Origin of the sequence: Streptomyces sp. NPDC001027 (assembly GCF_040299045.1) — a bacterium.
GTDB lineage: Bacteria > Actinomycetota > Actinomycetes > Streptomycetales > Streptomycetaceae > Streptomyces.
In genome coordinates this window covers 87,338-103,684 of record NZ_JBEPBI010000001.1, presented here as the reverse complement: position 1 = coordinate 103,684, position 16,347 = coordinate 87,338, and the positions used below count along the sequence as shown (strand labels likewise).

General features: G+C 67.4%; 19 protein-coding genes and 2 tRNA genes. 11 read left to right on the top strand and 10 right to left on the bottom strand.

Features of this window, described 5'->3' with window-relative positions; all coding sequences use genetic code 11:
- Window positions 1–63: 63 nt before the first annotated feature.
- A complete protein-coding gene (locus ABT300_RS00505; protein ID WP_351669937.1) occupies window positions 64–1,095 on the top strand; it encodes an adenosine deaminase in 1,032 nt (343 codons plus the stop codon).
- Between the two features lie 74 nt (window positions 1,096–1,169).
- On the opposite strand, the gene ABT300_RS00500 is transcribed toward ABT300_RS00505, so the two are convergent.
- The 6 genes from ABT300_RS00500 to ABT300_RS00475 form a co-directional block, all read right to left on the bottom strand.
- Window positions 1,170–2,225, bottom strand: a complete 1,056-nt coding sequence (locus tag ABT300_RS00500; protein ID WP_351669934.1) for a UDP-N-acetylmuramate dehydrogenase — start codon at window positions 2,223–2,225, stop codon at window positions 1,170–1,172.
- Between the two features lie 107 nt (window positions 2,226–2,332).
- A complete protein-coding gene (locus ABT300_RS00495; RefSeq protein ID WP_319277185.1) occupies window positions 2,333–2,761 on the bottom strand; it encodes a MaoC family dehydratase in 429 nt (142 codons plus the stop codon).
- An 8-nt stretch (window positions 2,762–2,769) separates the two neighbouring features.
- Window positions 2,770–3,240: an FAS1-like dehydratase domain-containing protein gene (locus ABT300_RS00490; protein WP_351669930.1), complete on the bottom strand. Its 471-nt coding sequence runs from the start codon at window positions 3,238–3,240 to the stop codon at window positions 2,770–2,772.
- Between the two features lie 121 nt (window positions 3,241–3,361).
- On the bottom strand, window positions 3,362–3,526 hold the full coding sequence (rpmG, locus tag ABT300_RS00485) for a 50S ribosomal protein L33 (protein ID WP_003948671.1): 165 nt from the start codon (window positions 3,524–3,526) through the stop codon (window positions 3,362–3,364).
- A gap of 89 nt (window positions 3,527–3,615) precedes the next feature.
- A tRNA-Met gene (locus tag ABT300_RS00480) sits at window positions 3,616–3,688 on the bottom strand.
- A gap of 46 nt (window positions 3,689–3,734) precedes the next feature.
- Window positions 3,735–3,807: transfer RNA gene (locus tag ABT300_RS00475), tRNA-Thr, on the bottom strand.
- Window positions 3,808–4,096: 289 nt separating this feature from the next.
- Here ABT300_RS00475 and ABT300_RS00470 point away from each other — a divergent pair.
- Both ABT300_RS00470 and ABT300_RS00465 read left to right on the top strand, forming a co-directional pair.
- Window positions 4,097–5,362 carry an amidohydrolase family protein gene (locus tag ABT300_RS00470; protein ID WP_351669927.1) on the top strand — a complete coding sequence of 422 codons (1,266 nt, stop codon included), beginning with the start codon at window positions 4,097–4,099 and terminating at the stop codon, window positions 5,360–5,362.
- 186 nt (window positions 5,363–5,548) lie between these two features.
- The gene (locus ABT300_RS00465) at window positions 5,549–6,205 is read left to right on the top strand and encodes an SDR family oxidoreductase (RefSeq protein ID WP_351669924.1); all 657 of its coding nucleotides are present in this window, start codon (window positions 5,549–5,551) and stop codon (window positions 6,203–6,205) included.
- A gap of 186 nt (window positions 6,206–6,391) precedes the next feature.
- On the opposite strand, the gene ABT300_RS00460 is transcribed toward ABT300_RS00465, so the two are convergent.
- Complete coding sequence (locus ABT300_RS00460) at window positions 6,392–6,604, bottom strand: hypothetical protein (protein WP_351670247.1); 213 nt, start codon at window positions 6,602–6,604, stop codon at window positions 6,392–6,394.
- Window positions 6,605–6,711: 107 nt separating this feature from the next.
- Between ABT300_RS00460 and ABT300_RS00455 the strand changes: the two genes are divergently transcribed.
- The 6 genes from ABT300_RS00455 (at window position 6,712) to ABT300_RS00430 (ending at window position 12,959) form a co-directional block, all read left to right on the top strand.
- Window positions 6,712–7,008 (top strand): hypothetical protein, encoded by a 297-nt coding sequence (locus tag ABT300_RS00455; protein ID WP_351669921.1) that lies wholly within the window; start codon window positions 6,712–6,714, stop codon window positions 7,006–7,008.
- A gap of 586 nt (window positions 7,009–7,594) precedes the next feature.
- Entirely contained in the window at window positions 7,595–9,586 is a 1,992-nt protein-coding gene (locus tag ABT300_RS00450) for a hypothetical protein (protein ID WP_351669918.1), read from the top strand.
- Window positions 9,586–9,951, top strand: coding sequence for a hypothetical protein (locus ABT300_RS00445; protein ID WP_351669915.1), 366 nt, complete (start codon window positions 9,586–9,588; stop codon window positions 9,949–9,951). Before ABT300_RS00450 ends, ABT300_RS00445 begins: the two co-directional genes overlap by 1 nt.
- Window positions 9,952–10,134: 183 nt before the next feature.
- Window positions 10,135–11,193: an HNH endonuclease gene (locus ABT300_RS00440; protein WP_351669912.1), complete on the top strand. Its 1,059-nt coding sequence runs from the start codon at window positions 10,135–10,137 to the stop codon at window positions 11,191–11,193.
- Window positions 11,194–11,482: 289 nt separating this feature from the next.
- Window positions 11,483–12,526: a hypothetical protein gene (locus ABT300_RS00435; RefSeq protein ID WP_351669909.1), complete on the top strand. Its 1,044-nt coding sequence runs from the start codon at window positions 11,483–11,485 to the stop codon at window positions 12,524–12,526.
- Complete coding sequence (locus ABT300_RS00430) at window positions 12,516–12,959, top strand: hypothetical protein (protein WP_351669906.1); 444 nt, start codon at window positions 12,516–12,518, stop codon at window positions 12,957–12,959. The genes ABT300_RS00435 and ABT300_RS00430 overlap by 11 nt, the downstream gene beginning before the upstream one ends.
- A 452-nt stretch (window positions 12,960–13,411) precedes the next feature.
- On the opposite strand, the gene ABT300_RS00425 is transcribed toward ABT300_RS00430, so the two are convergent.
- Window positions 13,412–14,032, bottom strand: coding sequence for a hypothetical protein (locus tag ABT300_RS00425; protein WP_351669903.1), 621 nt, complete (start codon window positions 14,030–14,032; stop codon window positions 13,412–13,414).
- Between the two features lie 11 nt (window positions 14,033–14,043).
- Window positions 14,044–14,628: a hypothetical protein gene (locus tag ABT300_RS00420; RefSeq protein WP_351669900.1), complete on the bottom strand. Its 585-nt coding sequence runs from the start codon at window positions 14,626–14,628 to the stop codon at window positions 14,044–14,046.
- 226 nt (window positions 14,629–14,854) lie between these two features.
- Here ABT300_RS00420 and ABT300_RS00415 point away from each other — a divergent pair, with 226 nt between their 5' ends.
- Window positions 14,855–15,316: a GntR family transcriptional regulator gene (locus tag ABT300_RS00415; RefSeq protein ID WP_351669897.1), complete on the top strand. Its 462-nt coding sequence runs from the start codon at window positions 14,855–14,857 to the stop codon at window positions 15,314–15,316.
- Between the two features lies 1 nt (window position 15,317).
- The gene (locus tag ABT300_RS00410) at window positions 15,318–15,884 is read left to right on the top strand and encodes an HD domain-containing protein (protein WP_351669894.1); all 567 of its coding nucleotides are present in this window, start codon (window positions 15,318–15,320) and stop codon (window positions 15,882–15,884) included.
- Here ABT300_RS00410 and ABT300_RS00405 read toward each other — a convergent pair.
- A complete protein-coding gene (locus tag ABT300_RS00405) occupies window positions 15,872–16,345 on the bottom strand; it encodes an NUDIX domain-containing protein (RefSeq protein WP_351669891.1) in 474 nt (157 codons plus the stop codon). The genes ABT300_RS00410 and ABT300_RS00405 overlap by 13 nt on opposite strands.
- Window positions 16,346–16,347: the final 2 nt, after the last annotated feature.

The window sequence follows — 16,347 nt, the reverse complement described above, 5'->3', positions numbered from 1 at the left end:
GAGCAAGACCACGTTCGGGGAAAGCGCTACCGGGACCCCCGGGGCATGCGGCAGGATCCATGGATGGAGCGTGTACGTGATGTCTCTGAGCTGCCGAAAGCCCATCTGCACCTGCACTTCACCGGGTCGATGCGGCCGGCCACCGTGCTGGAGCTGGCCGACAAGTACGGCGTCCGCCTGCCCGACGCGCTGACCGAGGCGCTGACCAGCGGGGAGCCGCCCAAGCTGCGTGCGACGGACGAGCGCGGCTGGTTCCGCTTCCAGCGCCTGTACGACGCGGCCCGCTCGTGTCTGCGGGAGCCGGAGGACATCCAGCGGCTGGTGCGCGAGGCCGCCGAGGAGGACCTCAGGGACGGCTCGCACTGGCTGGAGATCCAGGTCGACCCGACGTCGTACGCGCCCCGGCTGGGCGGGCTGATCCCGGCGCTGGAGATCATCCTGGACGCGGTGGAGACGACGTCGCGCGAGACCGGGCTCGGGATGCGGGTGCTGGTCGCGGCCAACCGGATGAAGCACCCGCTGGACGCCCGCACCCTGGCCCGGCTGGCCGTGCGGTACGCGGAGCGCGGGGTGGTCGGCTTCGGGCTCTCCAACGACGAACGCAGGGGCATGGCACGGGACTTCGACCGGGCCTTCGCGATCGCCCGCGAGGGCGGTCTGCTGTCCGCCCCGCACGGCGGCGAGCTGACCGGCCCGTCGTCCGTCCGCGACTGCCTGGACGACCTGCACGCGAACCGGCTCGGGCACGGCGTGCGGGCGGCCGAGGACCCCCGGCTGCTGCGCAAGCTCGCCGAACGCGGGGTGACCTGCGAGGTGTGTCCGGCGTCGAACGTGGCCCTGGGCGTGTACGACAAGCCCGAGGACGTTCCGCTGCGGACCTTGTTCGACGCGGGCGTCCCCATGGCGCTGGGCGCCGACGACCCGCTGCTGTTCGGCTCGCGCCTGGCCGCCCAGTACGAGATCGCCCGCCGCCACCACGCCTTCACGGACGAGGAGTTGGCGGAACTGGCCCGGCAGTCGGTGCGGGGCTCGGCGGCGCCCGAGGACGTACGCCGAAAGCTGCTGTCGGGCGTGGACGACTGGCTGGCGTCCTGAGCCCGCCGCTGAGCCCGGGGCGGTGAGGCCGCGTCCCGGGCTCCGCGAGCCGACCGGGGCCGCGCCCCCGTGCCCTACAGCCCTACGCCCACCATCACCGGCTCGTTGACCAGGGTGACCCCGAACGTCTCGCGCACGCCGGCGACGACCTCACGGGCCAGCGCCAGCAGGTCCTCCGTGGTCGCCGCGCCCCGGTTGGTGAGGGCGAGGGTGTGCTTGGTGGAGATCCGCGCGGGGCCGCTGCCGTATCCCTTGGTGAAGCCCGCCTTGTCGATCAGCCAGGCCGCGGAGGTCTTGGTGTGTCCCTCGTCTGCCGGGTAGGCGGGCGGCTCCGCGCCGTCGCCCAGCCGCTCCTTCACGCGTGCGTGGAACGCGGCGAAGTCGGCGTCGGTGAGGATCGGGTTGGTGAAGAAGGAGCCGGCCGACCAGGTGTCGTGGTCCTCGGCGTCCAGCACCATGCCCTTACCGGCGCGCAGCTTCAGCACGGTGTCGCGCGCGTCGGCGAGCGGCACCCGGTCGCCCGGCCCGACGCCCAGCGCGCGGGCCGTCTCGGCGTACTTCAGGGGCGCCGACAGGCCGTCGGCGTCCTCCAGCTCGAAGCGGACGCGCAGGACGACGTAGCGCTCCGGGTCGGCCTTGAAGCGGCTGTGCCGGTAGGCGAAGGCGCACTCCTCGTTGGTGAGCGCGACCGTCTCGCCCGCCCGGCGGTCGTAGGCGACCACCTCGGTGATCGTGCTGGAGACCTCCTGGCCGTACGCCCCCACGTTCTGGATCGGGGTGGCGCCCGCCGAACCGGGGATGCCGGCCAGGCACTCGACGCCGGCCAGGCCGGCCGCAACCGTGCGGGCGACGGCGTCGCTCCACACCTCGCCCGCGGCCAGTTCCAGCCGCGTCCCGGTGATGTCGTGGCCGCGGGTGGCGATGCGCAGGGCCGTCCCCTCGAAGCCCTTGTCGCCGATGACGAGGTTGGAGCCGCCGCCGACGATCAGCAACGGCGTGCCGCCGGCGTCGGCCTCGCGCACGGCGGCGACCACCTCGGCGTCGGTGGCGGCGGTCACCAGCCTGGTGGCGGGGCCGCCCAGCCGGAAGGTGGTCAGCGGGGCGAGCGGGGCATCGTGGAGTTCCTGCACCCGCCCAGCCTACGAGACACCGCCGACAGCCCGGCCCGCCCGTCACGCGTAAGGGGCGCCTCCCCATGGAAGACGCCCCTTACCGCTCGCTGCTTGTTGCCTGCTGCTCAGGCCAGTCGTACGACAGCCCGGGACATGCCCAGGACCTTCTGGCCGCCGCTGGTCACCGTCAGGTCCACCCGCACGGTGTTGTCGTCGAGCTTGGCGGCCACCTTGCCGGTGACCTCGATCACCGCGCCCTGGTCGTCGTTCGGGACGACGACCGGCCTGGTGAAGCGGACGCCGTAGTCCACGAGGGCGCCCGGGTCGCCGGTCCAGTCGGTCACGACGCGGATCGCCTCGGCCATCGTGAACATGCCGTGCGCGATGACGTCCGGCAGGCCCACCTCCTTGGCGAACTTCTCGTTCCAGTGGATGGGGTTGAAGTCCCCGGAGGCGCCCGCGTACCGGACGAGGGCGGCCCGGTTCACCGGGAAGGACCGGGCCGGCAGTTCGGCGCCGACCTCGACGTCGTCGTAAGCGATCTTCGTCGTCATCGGGTTCCTCACGCCTCCCCGTCGGTCTGCGCCGGCTCCGCCGCACGGGCGACCAGCTTGGTCCAGGCGGTCACCACGTGCTCGCCGGTCTCGTCGTGGACCTCGCCCCGGACGTCCAGGATGTCGTTGCCCGCCATGGACTTGACGGCCTCGATGGTCGAGGTGACGGTCAGCCGGTCACCGGCGCGCACCGGGCGCCGGTAGGCGAACTTCTGGTCGCCGTGCACCACACGGCTGTAGTCGAGGCCCAGCTGAGGGTCCTGGACAACCTGTCCCGCCGCCTTGAAGGTGATCGAGAACACGAAGGTGGGCGGCGCGATCACATCGGCGTACCCGAGCGCCTTGGCGACCTCCGGGTCGGTGTACACCGGGTTGTCGTCCCCCACGGCCTCGGCGAACTCGCGGATCTTCTCGCGGCCGACCTCGTAGGGATCGGTGGGCGGGTAGCTCCGCCCGACGAAGGACTGGTCGAGCGCCATGGGCCTCGGCACCTCCTGGTTCTCTGCGTCGCTGTGCGTCGCTCTACTGACCGGTACGGGTCGCTCAACGACGCGAGGCCGCCCCCGATCACTCGGGGACGGCCTCGCATACGAGCCTGATTTATCGCGTTTCGCGGTGCGCGGTGTGCGCGTTGCAACGCGGGCAGTGCTTCTTCATCTCCAGTCGGTCCGGGTTGTTACGCCGGTTCTTCTTGGTGATGTAGTTCCGCTCCTTGCACTCCACGCAGGCCAGCGTGATCTTCGGGCGGACGTCGGTGGCAGCCACGTGAGTGCTCCTTGACGAACGGATGGGACAGATGAACGCATAAAAGAGTAGCCGATCGAAGGACCGACCCCACAATCGGCTACCGTCAGTAGCGGTGACCGGACTTGAACCGGTGACACAGCGATTATGAGCCGCTTGCTCTACCGACTGAGCTACACCGCTTTGATGGGATCAGGCCCCGCCTCGCGACGGGAACCTCACCCACCAGAGCCCCAATACGGAATCGAACCGTAGACCTTCTCCTTACCATGGAGACGCTCTACCGACTGAGCTATTGGGGCGAGCGATGAAGACATTACACGGTCCGCAGCCGTTCGCCCAAATCCGTTTCGCGAGGCCCACCGGCCCCTCTTCCGGGGTCGTACGGGCGTCCGTTTCCCACGGGTCCCGAGGGTCTCCCGAGCCCCTCCGGCACAGCGGACCACGCCGGTACGACTATTGCGCTCCTCCCCGCCCTCGCCGAAGCACCGCCCTAGGCTCGACTCACTCTGCGTGATCATGCGTCCCGCCAGGACGCCTGCATCCTCAGCGTCCTCTGCGCCCCGCGCAGTCCCGAGCCCCTGGAGCCCGATGCCCGACAGCCGGCCGCAGCCGCCCCACTCGTGGTCCTCCTCCGGCGCCTCCTCGGGCACGCCGGACCCGGCCGCCCTGCTGTTGTGCGGGGCGCGCCTGACGGACGGCCGCACCGTGGACGTACGGCTGGGCCGCGGGCGCATCGAGGCGGTCGGAACCGCCGGGAGTCTGGCCACCGGCCCGGCCCGCGGCGGAGGACGCGTGGACCTCGACGGCTATCTCCTGCTCCCGGCCCCCGCAGAGCCGCACGCACACCCCGACACCGCGCTCACCGCGGACGCCGACGGTCCCGTCCCGTACGCCCCGCACGACGTCCAGCGCCGCGCCACCGAGGCGGCGCTGCTGCAGCTCGGCCACGGCGCGACCGCGCTGCGCGCCCACGTGCGCGTGGGGGACGTCCAGGGCCTCGGCGCGCTGGCGGCCGTCCTGCAGGCCCGGCGCTCGCTGCGCGGGCTGGCGGATCTGTCGGCGGTGGCGATGCCGCGGGTGCTGACCGGGGCGGCGGGGGCGGACGGGCTCGCGATGCTGCGCGACGCGGTGAAGATGGGCGCCGCGGTGGTCGGCGGCTGCCCGGACCTGGACCCCGATCCCGCGGGCTACGTGGAGACCGTGCTCGAGGTCGCCTCCGAGCACGGCTGCCCCGTCGACCTGCACACCGACGCCGCCGACCCGGCTCGGCTCGCCCGCCTCGCCGCGATGGCAGGCGGGCTGCGGCCCGGCGTCGCCCTCAGCCCCTGCGGCGGCCTCGGCCGCCTCCCGGCCGAGGCGGCCGCCCGCACCGCCGACCAACTGGCCGCGGCGGGCGTGACGGTGGTCTGCCTGCCCCAGGGCGGCTGCGGCGCCGTCGAGGACCGGCGCCCCGCGCCCGTACGGCTGTTGCGTGCGGCCGGGGTGCGGCTGGCCGCCGGCAGCGGCGCGTTGCGGGACGTCTGCAACCCGGTGGGTCGCGGGGACCCCCTCGAGGCGGCCTATCTGCTCGCCTCGCGCCACGGACTGCGTCCCGAGGACGCCTACGACGCCGTCAGCACGTCCGCGCGGGCCGCCCTGGGCCTGCCCGAGGTCCGGGTGGAGGCCGGCTTCCCGGCCGACCTCCTCGCCGTCCGCGGCGACCGCCTGGCAGGGGTCCTGTCGCTGGCGTACAGCCGGATCGTGATCCACCGGGGGCGCGTGGTGGCCCGCACGAGCGCTGTGCGCGAGTACTGCAACTCGGCGGCCGCCGAGGAGCTGGGCCTGCCACGGCAGGGGCGGGGCGACCCGTCGTAGCGTCGGTCGCGGCCGCGGGGCGGGGGCGTGCGCCCCGGCGCGGCGGAGGCGGCAGGGTCCGCCCCGGACGCCGTCCACGCGGTCGCGCGGTGGCCGATGGGGGCATGCGGTGGCGATTGGGGCTGTGCGGTGGCGGTTGGGGGCGTGCGGCGGCGGACGGGGACGCCCGGGCGTACGGTCGGAACCATGCGCATAGTCATCGCTGGTGGTCATGGTCAGATCGCGCTGCGGCTCGAGCGGTTGCTCGCCGCGCGCGGCAACGAGGTCGCGGGGATCATCCGCAAAGCCGAACAGAGCGACGACCTGAGGACGGCCGGCGCCGAACCGATCGTCCTGGACCTGGAGTCGGCGTCCGTCGAAGAGGTCGCGGAGCGGCTGCGGGGCGCGGACGCGGCGGTGTTCGCGGCGGGCGCCGGCCCGGGCAGCGCGGTGCAGCGCAAGGACAGCGTGGACAAGGGCGCGGCGGTGCTGTTCGCGGACGCGGCGGTCCGGGCGGGCGTCCGGCGCTTCCTGATCGTGTCGTCCATGGGCGCGGACGCTGAGCACCGGGGCGACGAGGTCTTCGACGTCTACCTGCGCGCCAAGGGCGCGGCGGACGCGTACGTGCGGGGACTGGACTCCCTCGACTGGACGATCCTGCGCCCGGGCGCGCTCACGGACGACGCCGGGACCGGCCTGGTCCGTCTGGAGGCCCGCACGGGCCGCGGCCCCGTCCCGCGGGAGGACGTGGCCGCCGTGCTGGCGGAACTCCTCGACTCGCCGGCCACGTCGGGCCTCACCCTGGAGCTGATCGGCGGCTCGACGCCGGTCTCGGTCGCCGTGAAGGCGGTGGCGGGGAACTGAGGCCCTGGCGGCCCGGGGCAGCCTCCGAGGCGGGGCCGGAGCGGCCGCAAAGGCCGGTCCAGGGGCTGTCGGGCGGCCTTCGTGCGGTTGTCCGGGGGCGCGGGGCGCTGCCGCACGCGGGCACGCGCGCGGCGGGGGCGCGCGGCAGCGCCACGTGGGCGGGGGCACGTGCGGCGTGCGGGCGCGTTAGAAGAGCGGCAGCTGTCCCGGAAAGTTCGGGACCACGTACCCGTCCAACGACGGTTGGGCGGCGCCCAGTTGCGCCGTCCTCCGGGAGCCCGGGCAGGAGACGAGGTCCCCGCTCTCCCTGGTCCCGGGCGGGTCGTGCCGGGCGAAGCGTCCGGCGACGACGGCGATCTCGCGACGGCACTCCGGACAGCTTCTGCGACGGCTCGACAGGCTGGACATGAGGTCAGTGTGCCCCAGTGGGCCACGCGGGTACCCCGTGCCCGGACGCGCCCCGCTCGCCGCGCGGAACCGCCGTCACGTCCCTAGCATCCGTACACGTGGCACATACCTTCGAGGAACTCGTGGAGAAGCAGCGTGCGGCCGACGAGGCGCACGCGAGGGTCGAGCAGTTGCGGGACGCGTACGGCGCGCCGACGACCGCTCCTTGGTCGGAGACCCAGACGGACACCTACGAGACGGCCTGGCGCGCCTGGCGCGACCTCGCCCGCGACGCCCAGACCTCGGTGACGGAGTACGCCAAGGACGAGAAGAAGCCCCGCACCGATGTCGAGGTGGAGGTGAAGAGGGCGGCGAAGCCGCCCCAGGGCGCGGACGAGACCCCGGAGAACGGCTGAAACCCCCGCGGAGCCGGGCCCTGGACACGAAGAAACCCCTCCGCTCTGCGTTTCCGCAGTTCGGAGGGGTTTCCTCTCTCAGCGTGGCGGCGCCAGGATTCGAACCTGGGAAGGCTGAGCCGGCAGATTTACAGCCTCACCAGGACTTCCGCGCCACGCTGGGCCTGACCTGCGGCTTGACTGGGTGCAGACGTCGCACAGACCGTTTCCGTCCACACCTCGTCCTGATCATGGATCCGCCCGGCCCCAAACCCGCGCCAGAATGATCATTTTCTGTCTTCGCCGGTTATTCGCTTGCCTACTCGGCACCGACAGGCCGAGACTGGTTCTAGTTGTAGGAAACGCGTGCTTGCGTCCTTCCAAGAAGCGCCGACTTCGCAGGGAGGAAGAGCGAGGCCCGTACAGCGCCAGCACTGACTGAGCGCCGAGGCCGGACTACGCAGGCTGGATGTGCTCCTACCGCTCCCTGTGATGCGGGCCAGGATCCGCAGAGCGTGGGTGCGAGGGCTGGATCGGCAATTCCGGCTCCCGCGTGTATGCCTCCGCGGGAGTGGTTCCCGTGGGGGGACCACGAGGAGGGCCTCAAATGCCTCTCAGCCCCAATTCCGGTGCGACGATCCGCGGTGAGAAGACCGAGCTTCCCAAGCCTGTTCGACGAGTGCCTGACATCCCGGACTCCGTCCAGCACAAGAATCTGCGTGCCGCACTGAAAAAGCACGGCATGAGTGACCAGGCCGCGGGAGCGATCTCGACGATCTGGACCAATCCCGCCGCTGTCCTGCCACAGGTCGAAAACCCCCAGCGCCGCCGCATCCCCGGCGCGGATCTGCTCGTCGTCTCGGGACAGGTGTACACCGCGCGCCTCGCGCCGGACCCGCTGAACCCTCGCAACGCCGACCGGATCAACTTTCCTCTCGCCGGAAGCGCCGGAGCGCCCCCTGCCACTCTCACGCCGACGGCCGAGGCAGGCGTAGGTGAGATGTCCGTACGCGTCGCGAGCCGCGCGGCGCTTGCGGCCCAGCTCACGTGGGCCATGGAGACGACGCGCAACCAGAACGTCCCGAATCCGAGCATTGACGACCAGGGCATCATGGACCCGCCGATCGGCGTCGCCACCACTGTGTCGTACGACGCGGAGGGCGAAAACCCGACCGCCCACATCTTCGTCCGCGAGGGATCGACGCGTACGAGCCACGGTCTCTACTGTCTGCGTGTCAATGCCGACGAGGTCCTGTTCCAGCTGCCTCGCGGCGCGGCTGCCATGCAGACCCACATCGACAAGATCAACAGTTACGCAGACAAGCCGAAGAGCAAAATCGAGGAGACGGAGAAGTCAGCGGTGCGGTGCGCCGTTACCGACTTCGAGCTCATCATCGGCGTGGTACCAGATACCCCCGGCACGGTGGATCTCGCGCAGGCGATCAAGGCCCGCGTCGCCCAGGACCACCTCAACACGAAGACACCCTGGAGCGACCCTGCGAAGTACACGATGCTCGCAGAGGAGTGCCTCCTCGCGGCACGTGCGGCAGCCGTTGTCCCGAGCGATGTTGAAGCCGACTGGCTGGCCGGCCGACTGACTCAGGAGGAGGCCGAGCAGAACAAGATCCCGGCCTTCCTGGACGACCGGGCGGCGCGCATCGTGCACCTCTTCACCACGCGTGAGCCCAAGATCCATGACGCGGTACGCAAGCCCATCGCCCTGGTTCTCGCCGATGGGGAGCCGTTGAACGGGCAGCGCCGCAAGAACGTGACGCTGAGGACCAAGCTTCCGCTCGGGGTCGAGATGATCGCCCGGGAGCAGCGGGGCAAGGCCTCGGAGCCGGACCTGGCGGCTTTCCGCAAGACGCTGGAGAGTGCCCTGCCGTCGCACCTGAGCCAGGCCAACGTGTGGAAGCCGACGCGGCGCACGCCGGAAGCCCTGTTCCAGGCTGCGCTCAAGGAGCTGGAGAACGGCGAGGCTGGCGGACCTGCGGGAACCGAGTTGTGGGTCCGTGCGGCATACGTCCTCGTAAAGCACAAGGCAATCAGCGGCCCGAGACACGACATCGGAGCAGGCAGCGACCGTCGCCCTCCGGCCGACATCATGCAGGAGCTGCTCGAGACCGAGCACGGCCTGCACCATCTGCGGCAGGCGGTCGAGGATGACCGTGCCGGTCTCCGGCCGCGGCAGGTGGACGCTCAGGGACATCCCGAGGCTAGTGCGGCGGGTGCGGACATCTACATCGACAACAGGTTCCTCCGCGAGGATCTGGCCCCGAAGGACAAGGAGAAGCAGGAGCCCCTGGACGAGGAGGCGGCCCTCGAAGCGAAGTACCAGCGCTGGCTCAAGGACACACAAGGTGCCCTCAGGCTTCTGGCTGACGCGATGCGGAACCTCGGAGGCGTTAAGGACGAGAACGGGGTGGCGCTGATCGAACAGCGCGGCCGCGCTCAGGCCCGCCTGCTCAGGGACCAGCTTAAGAACATGCTGGGAACCGCTGAGGACTGGTGGGAGGCGGCCGTAGACGCCGGCCCCTCGGCTAGTGATGACGGGACGAACGAGGACGACGGCACCGAGGACGAGAGCGAGACGGCCTGATGAAGAAGGGCACTTACATGGCGCTCGCCGATCTCTGCGGGACAAGCCTGCTCAAGGCGACGCCCGAAAGGCATTCCGTCGCCCCGGACTTCCTGCCCGAGGTGTCCTGCGCGGTCTATGTCGCCGAGGACCCCAGCGGGACCGTCTGCTACATCGGCTCGGTCTGTCGGCCGCACGATGTGGACGGTCTTGCCAGCCACATCAGGGAGTACCTCCACGACCTCCCGAAGGCCCACAAGTGGGACGGCCTCTACGTCCTGCCGCTGCGCTACTCGACACCGGAGCCGCAGGTACGGCGTATCGCTGGTGACCTCACCGGATGGCTGCTGCCGTACGACCGGGAGCGCTGGCCGACAGCAAGCTGAGTATCCGCGTCAGCCCAGTGGGGGCCGTCCACGTTTTCACGGAGGCCCCCACTGGGAAGCCGCGCGTCGACAAAGCCTTGCCCTGGACGCGAGCCATGAGTGCGAAGACGAGTCCGCGACACGCTACCTCCGGGTGTCGATCACCGAGGTCTCGCCGTCAGCGCCTGGCCGTAGCCTTCCACCATGCGCATAGGTGCGATCACACGGGACGCCGTACTCAGGGCCATCGCCGAGTACGACCAGTTGGGCCGGACTGAGTTCCTCGCGGCGTACGGCTTCAGTGAGTCCCTCTCATACGTCCTCATACATGAGGGGCGGTGGTACGACTCCAAAGCCATCGTCGGAGCGGCACACAAGTGGGACCACGGCCGGGCACTACTTCCAGCAGAGTTCAGCGGAGGCAAGGACCACGCAGCGGCCTGGCTCAAACGCGCCGGGTTCACGGTCAAGACCGTCAAGAACCCCGACTGGGCACGTGACGAGATCATCCTGGCCTGCCGTCTCGTGATGGCCAACGGCTGGAAGGGACTCGACGCGAACGACCAGCGTGTCATCGAGTTGTCCGACCTCCTGCAACTGATGCCAATTCACTCTGAGGTCGACCGCAACGAGAAGTTCCGGAACCCGAACGGAGTGGCTCGCAAGACGTTCGATATCGCCACGCGGCATCCGGACTATCACGGCAAGCCCACCAACGGCGGAGCCCTCGATGTTGAGGTATTGAACGACTACCTTGCCAAGCCGACAGAGATGACTGAGGTGGCTCAGCTCATCCAGCAAGGCATCACCACAGGCGACCTCCAGAGCCTCCCACGAGACGGCGAAGAGGCACTGGACGACTACAGCGCGCCTGAGGGACGACTCCTGATGCGTCGGCACTTGAGCCGGGAGCGGAACAAGTCCCTGCGCAAGCAGAAGATCGCCGCGGTTCTTCGACAGGGCGGACGGCTGAGCTGCGAGGTATGCGGCTTCGACTTCGAAGAGGTCTACGGCGAGCGGGGAGACGGCTACATCGAGTGCCACCACGTCGTCCCGCTGCACGAGGCCGGCGAGGGCCGCACCAGACTCGGCGACCTCGCACTCATCTGCGCGAACTGCCATCGAATGGTCCACCGTCGTGCGCCCTGGCCTACACCGAAGGAACTCCGCGTGCTGGTCGAGACCCGCCGGGTGGGCCAGAACCGCATCCCTGCGCAGCAGCGGAGCGGGTCAGCTGCCGAGGAACCCACTAACCTCGAGTAGAGCCGTCTCCCCCCAAGAGCGGCAAGGCTCCCAGTACGGGAGCCCTGCCGCGCTGGCGATCCCCCGCCCTGCTCATCACGTCCGAGCAACAGGCACGCTCCGTGAGGCCAAGGTTGCTGTTCGATTGCATCAAGAGTCGCTCGGGAGGAAACTTGTTCCATTGGAGTGGACAGCATGAGCATGGATGCCGTCTCAGTAGGGTGGGGGCATGGGGACGGATAGTCGAAATTTTGGATCTTGGCGCCTACGAGGTGGCCGATACGAGCAACACGGCCTTCCCGTAGAGGTCTTGGCCGAGTTCGCGAGGTACGAGCGCCTCGTAGTCGACGTTGCGCGCGGCCTGTACAAGCAGCGGCACGCCACACGCCAGCGCGTACCGCGGGGCTTCGCGTCTTCATTCTCCCTTCGACTTTCCGGCATTCAAACAGGAAGCGTGATTCCTGTTCTTGAGCGAGCCAGAGCCGACTCTGATGCCCTGTTCGACGATACAGACGCGGGGATTTTCGACGAAGCGCGCATCCTGATCCAGGACACTTTGCGATCCATCCAGTCTGGCTCAGGAATCCCTCGGACTTTCCCCCCTCACGCGCTCCGCGAGTTCTCCCGATTCGGACGAAGCCTACAAGACGGCGAATTCATCGAATTTGATAGCGGGAAACAGTCCGCTGCAATTTACTCGCAGCCGGTCCGTCGCCTGATCCATGAGCAGGCCCGCCTGGAGAGGTTTGAGATTGAGACGCTCACCTCAGGTCAAGTGGTGGGCGTTAATGCAGAAAAAGGGACTTTCGACTTCCGTCTAACCAGCGGAAAATCGGTTCCAGGACGCTTCTCGTCCGATGACATTGTTGCAGATCTCAGGCAATATCTAGATCGATCAACGATGGCCCCCACAGTCGCCGTCAATGTTGTCGCCATCCAGTCAATTGATGGCGAGACTATCGAAATCCAAGACGTTCTATCCATCGAACCCGTCCTGCCGCCCGAATGGTCAGAACGCTTGGTGACCTTGCAGGCGCTTGAGAAAGGCTGGCTTGATGGCGTGGGGAAGGAGGTGAGTCGCAAACTACTACGCGAAGTTGAGTCTCTTCTGCTTGAATTCCTCGATGCTCAGATTGAGCGGCCTTACATCTACCCCACGGAAGAGGGGGGCGTACAGCTCGAATGGCCCTTCACGAGGGGTGAGGTCACTGTGATCGTCCTACCTGAAGACAAGGCGGAGGCCTACGCCTTTTCGAAGGAGGACGACAAAGAGATCACTAAGCAATTCCACTGGCGCCAGCTAGAAGAAATTACAGATTTTGTGACCGGGGGGATCACCCAATATGCCGACTGATGACTCTACCCTCCGACCTGGCGAGTCCGAAATAACGAACCAGGAAGAAAAGCTATGGCGTCAAGTGAACCCTAGCTGGGTCCACGACGGACGGGTCAGCAGTCAGCTTTTCCGGCCCACACCCAAAGACACCGGCGAAGTATCGGTAACAAGGTCTTCCCTGGTCACGCCAGAAGAGTCGTACCGCCATCACACTGAGGTACTGGGTTACTCTTCCGTTGGTGTCTATTACGTGGATGTCGCAGAAGTGCACGAGGTCGGCCTAAGAGTCGTCGATGATTCCCAGGTTGACGACGGTTTCGAACGACCTCCGGCTCACGCCTACGTCGATTTCAAGGCAGTACAGAGCAAGGGCGACCAACACAAGCGCGCCAGCACCTTGCGTGACAAGGCAGAGAAACATGGCTGGCAGTACGGTCCTATGACGCGCTAGCCACCAGGGCGAAGTGCAACAGCACGCATCCGTGTCGCCTCGACTCACTGCCCTCCCTTTGAATCACCACTGGCAGAACGCAACTGAGGCGTCGTAGCCCGACTTGTAGCGCGGCCAGCGACGCCCCGCAGGATCCGTCCGTGGCTTCGACCCCAGGTCTTCCCCGGAACCGCCTCACTGGGGTGCTGATCGGGCCCCTTGCCCGCCTCGTACCTGCCGGCAACCGATACAGCGGCCAGGTCCGTGCCGCAGAATGGGTGTTCCGGCAGAGGTCGGCAGAGGTCGGCAGAGGTCGGCAGCCGCGAGCTCCCCTCAAGATTGATCGGCTACTCCCTCCCTACCCGCTCGCAGAGGCTTCCGGAATTCAGCGGACAACAACGGATGCGCACGGACTGGGGGCAGATTGAGACCGGGGTGGTGTGCACACCTGGACCGCGCGAACTGGTGCCCCTCTACCCCTCACGAGATAGACCGAGCGCCTCACTCGACTCAAGCAAGGCCCGATAAGGGTCGCCCTCAAAGCCAGGATACGACGCTGTGGTTAGCTGCAACCTCCACAATAGACCTTGGACTCTGACGAATTTTCTCGCCAAGAATACCCTGACAGTTTCAGACGGGTGGTCTGCGTAATATATCTCAAGTTCACGAACTACAGAATGCAACTCTTGAGGCCCGTTACTCAATTTAACTAGCCCGCCATGACGCTCCAGAATACGCCAGAGCCTCACAACATCGGCCGAAAACACCGAAATCCGGTCGAGAACCAGACCCTCTGGCGGCACAGATGGTACGCAAATATCCCCGAGAGTGCAATTGAATTTAAAGGACGCCATCTTCAGGTGTCGACTCGACACGATCACAGGATATCCGCCCCAGTCTTCCATCACCCCATTCTCTACAGTGGCAAACTCCGCAGCCGCAATCCCGATATGATCAACAAGGGGACGCGGACCACCATAGCGGTAGGCCTGATTGAGGTCCACCAACCCCTCTATGACTTTCGCATCCTGCGCACCGTCGGTAAAGGTGAAAAATCCGCTTCGCTGCAGTGCCTCTCTTGCTGCACCCGCCATCTATGCACCCCTTACATGACCGAGCTAACCAGGCAGGCTAGCCCGTACGTGAACGTCCACATGGTGACGGTGAAGAGCAATGATGCAAATTTGCGAGTCCGACGCCCAGGTATTGAAATAGATGCAACATTAACGAGCAGAAGCCCTATCGCCACCCCAAAGGCGAGAGAGGTTACGGCGACCTTGACCGTCGGGGTCATGGATCCTGCTTTAAAGAATGCAAAAATGAAACCCAGGACGACACCTTGGACAGTGACTGCAAGGCCGGCACCCGTCGTCACGATCCCAGGCAACTTGTCATCGCCTTGCTGAGCGGCAGGCTGCTGGGCAGCGCCTTGCTGAGCGGCAGGCTGCTGGGCAGCGTTTTCCGCTTTATCCTGTCGAGATATCCTCCCCCACCATGCCTGGACGGAGAAGAAGAAGCAGATAAAACCACTAAGGATACCTGTTGCTGCGACAAGACTGGCGTCAACGCCCAATACAGCTAAGAACGCGGTGGCGCCAGCAGCAAGGAGCGTTCCGACGAGGCTCGCCCACCCGAGAAGATGCGTCCAGGCATCATGTTGCTGCTGCGGCTGTACCTGCCCTATTGCCATGCGTCCTCCTCGCGGCTTGGCGAGTCGGGAAGTCAATGGGGACCTCTCCATGTTGCGCCAACCCCCGATGCGCTGCCACTCGGCCCCGAGAAGGGCGTCCTTGCCCATGGAGGGACGCCATGGCGTCGGGCGTGAGGGCACGTCTCCTGCAGGTGCGTACGCTCATCGGCTTGTTGCAGCCGTGGGAAGCTTGAACGAGGTGCCAGCCACACACGGAGGTAGATGGGTGTCGCAATCGGCCAGCGCTCGGGGGACCTATCTGAAAGTCGCGGAAGCGATCAAGGCTCGCATTGAGGCGGACCCCGAGATGACGGAGCTTCCTTCCGCGGCTGATCTCATGCGCGACTACAAGATCTCGCGCGGTGTTGCGCTGCGCGCCTTCGGTGTTCTCCAGCGCGATGGCGTGGCCGAATCGGTCCCCGGTGGACGGTGGCGCGTCGTACGGGTCGGTGAGCGGTCCGACCGGCGCCCGCTCGATCAGCGGATCGCGGACATCATCACGGCTGATGGGCTCGAAGCGGGGGAAGCGTTCCTGAGTGCTTCCGCGCTGGCTGAACGGTTTGGGGTATCACGTCCCACGGTAGCCAAGGCGCTGGAGAAGTTGGAAACCGCCGGCGTGCTGGCGGGGGGAGGACAAGGCAAGGTGCGGACGGTCCGCGCCGTGCCGACGCGAGAGGAGCGTTTCTAGCTTGCCGAAGTTGACGGAGTGGGCTTACCCCCTAGCTGAGTCCCTGCTCGCTGAACCGCTACCCCGACGGTGGAAGCACTGCCTTGGGGTTGCGGAGAGAGCGCGCACGATCGCCCTCGTTCTCGACCAGGACGCGGACCTGCTGGAGGCCACAGCGGTGCTGCACGACATCGGGTACGCGCCGGACCTGGCCAAGACGGGCTTTCATCCGCTGGATGGTGCGCGCTACCTCCGGGACGTGGCCGGCGCCGACGCACGAGTAATCAACCTGGTTGCTCACCACTCCTGTGCCTGGATGGAGGCGGAAGCGCGCGGCATGCGCGAAGAGTTGGAGGGCGAATTTCCCCGCGAGAGTGCGCACCTGAACGACGCGCTCTGCTACTGCGACATGAACACGACGCCCGACGGCACGCCCACGAACCCGATCGACCGGATCAACGAGATCACGGGACGGTACGGGCCCGACAGTCTGATCGGGACGTTCATCCGCCGAGCCGAACCCGAGATTCTCGCCTGCACGTATCGCGTCCTCGAACGCGTCGCCGCCGCCAAGCGTCAGCCGATGTAGGGAGCCGTGCGCGTCTTGTCCATGGCGTGCTCGATACGGAGCCGCATGGTGGGGTGCACGTCCAGCGTCATCAGGTCCGCCGGGTCTACCCAGCGGACCTGTGTCGTCTCGTTGCTCGTACGGAGTGCACCGCCGACCGGCCGCGCGCGGAAGCAGATGCTGAACTGCTGGCGTACCTCGCCGTCGTCGTACTGCATCACGTGCCCAGGGTCCGTGTAGAGCCCGGACACGTCGACGACTTCCGCCTTGATCCCGGTCTCTTCCCAGACTTCGCGCACGACGGTGTCACTGATCGACTCCCCCACGTCGTGACCGCCGCCGGGCAGTGCCCAGCGCCCGTTGTCGGATCGCTGGATCATCAGCACCTGTCCCACGTCGTTTTGCACGAACGCGACGACGGACGGCACGACCGAGTTGGCCGGCGGGGCGTCGGGGTCGTGCAGGTAGTCGATACGTCCCATGA

What these genes read in the sequence shown, in the direction of transcription:
- ABT300_RS00405 (WP_351669891.1), bottom strand. Translation starts at nt 16,345, where the DNA reads ATGGGACGTATCGACTACCTGCACGACCCCGACGCCCCGCCGGCCAAC.
- ABT300_RS00470 (WP_351669927.1), top strand. Translation starts at nt 4,097, where the DNA reads ATGCCCGACAGCCGGCCGCAGCCGCCCCACTCGTGGTCCTCCTCCGGC.
- ABT300_RS00495 (WP_319277185.1), bottom strand. Translation starts at nt 2,761, where the DNA reads ATGACGACGAAGATCGCTTACGACGACGTCGAGGTCGGCGCCGAACTG.
- ABT300_RS00450 (WP_351669918.1), top strand. Translation starts at nt 7,595, where the DNA reads ATGCCTCTCAGCCCCAATTCCGGTGCGACGATCCGCGGTGAGAAGACC.
- ABT300_RS00490 (WP_351669930.1), bottom strand. Translation starts at nt 3,240, where the DNA reads ATGGCGCTCGACCAGTCCTTCGTCGGGCGGAGCTACCCGCCCACCGAT.
- ABT300_RS00440 (WP_351669912.1), top strand. Translation starts at nt 10,135, where the DNA reads ATGCGCATAGGTGCGATCACACGGGACGCCGTACTCAGGGCCATCGCC.
- ABT300_RS00505 (WP_351669937.1), top strand. Translation starts at nt 64, where the DNA reads ATGGAGCGTGTACGTGATGTCTCTGAGCTGCCGAAAGCCCATCTGCAC.
- ABT300_RS00420 (WP_351669900.1), bottom strand. Translation starts at nt 14,628, where the DNA reads ATGGCAATAGGGCAGGTACAGCCGCAGCAGCAACATGATGCCTGGACG.
- ABT300_RS00425 (WP_351669903.1), bottom strand. Translation starts at nt 14,032, where the DNA reads ATGGCGGGTGCAGCAAGAGAGGCACTGCAGCGAAGCGGATTTTTCACC.
- ABT300_RS00445 (WP_351669915.1), top strand. Translation starts at nt 9,586, where the DNA reads ATGAAGAAGGGCACTTACATGGCGCTCGCCGATCTCTGCGGGACAAGC.
- ABT300_RS00430 (WP_351669906.1), top strand. Translation starts at nt 12,516, where the DNA reads ATGCCGACTGATGACTCTACCCTCCGACCTGGCGAGTCCGAAATAACG.
- ABT300_RS00465 (WP_351669924.1), top strand. Translation starts at nt 5,549, where the DNA reads ATGCGCATAGTCATCGCTGGTGGTCATGGTCAGATCGCGCTGCGGCTC.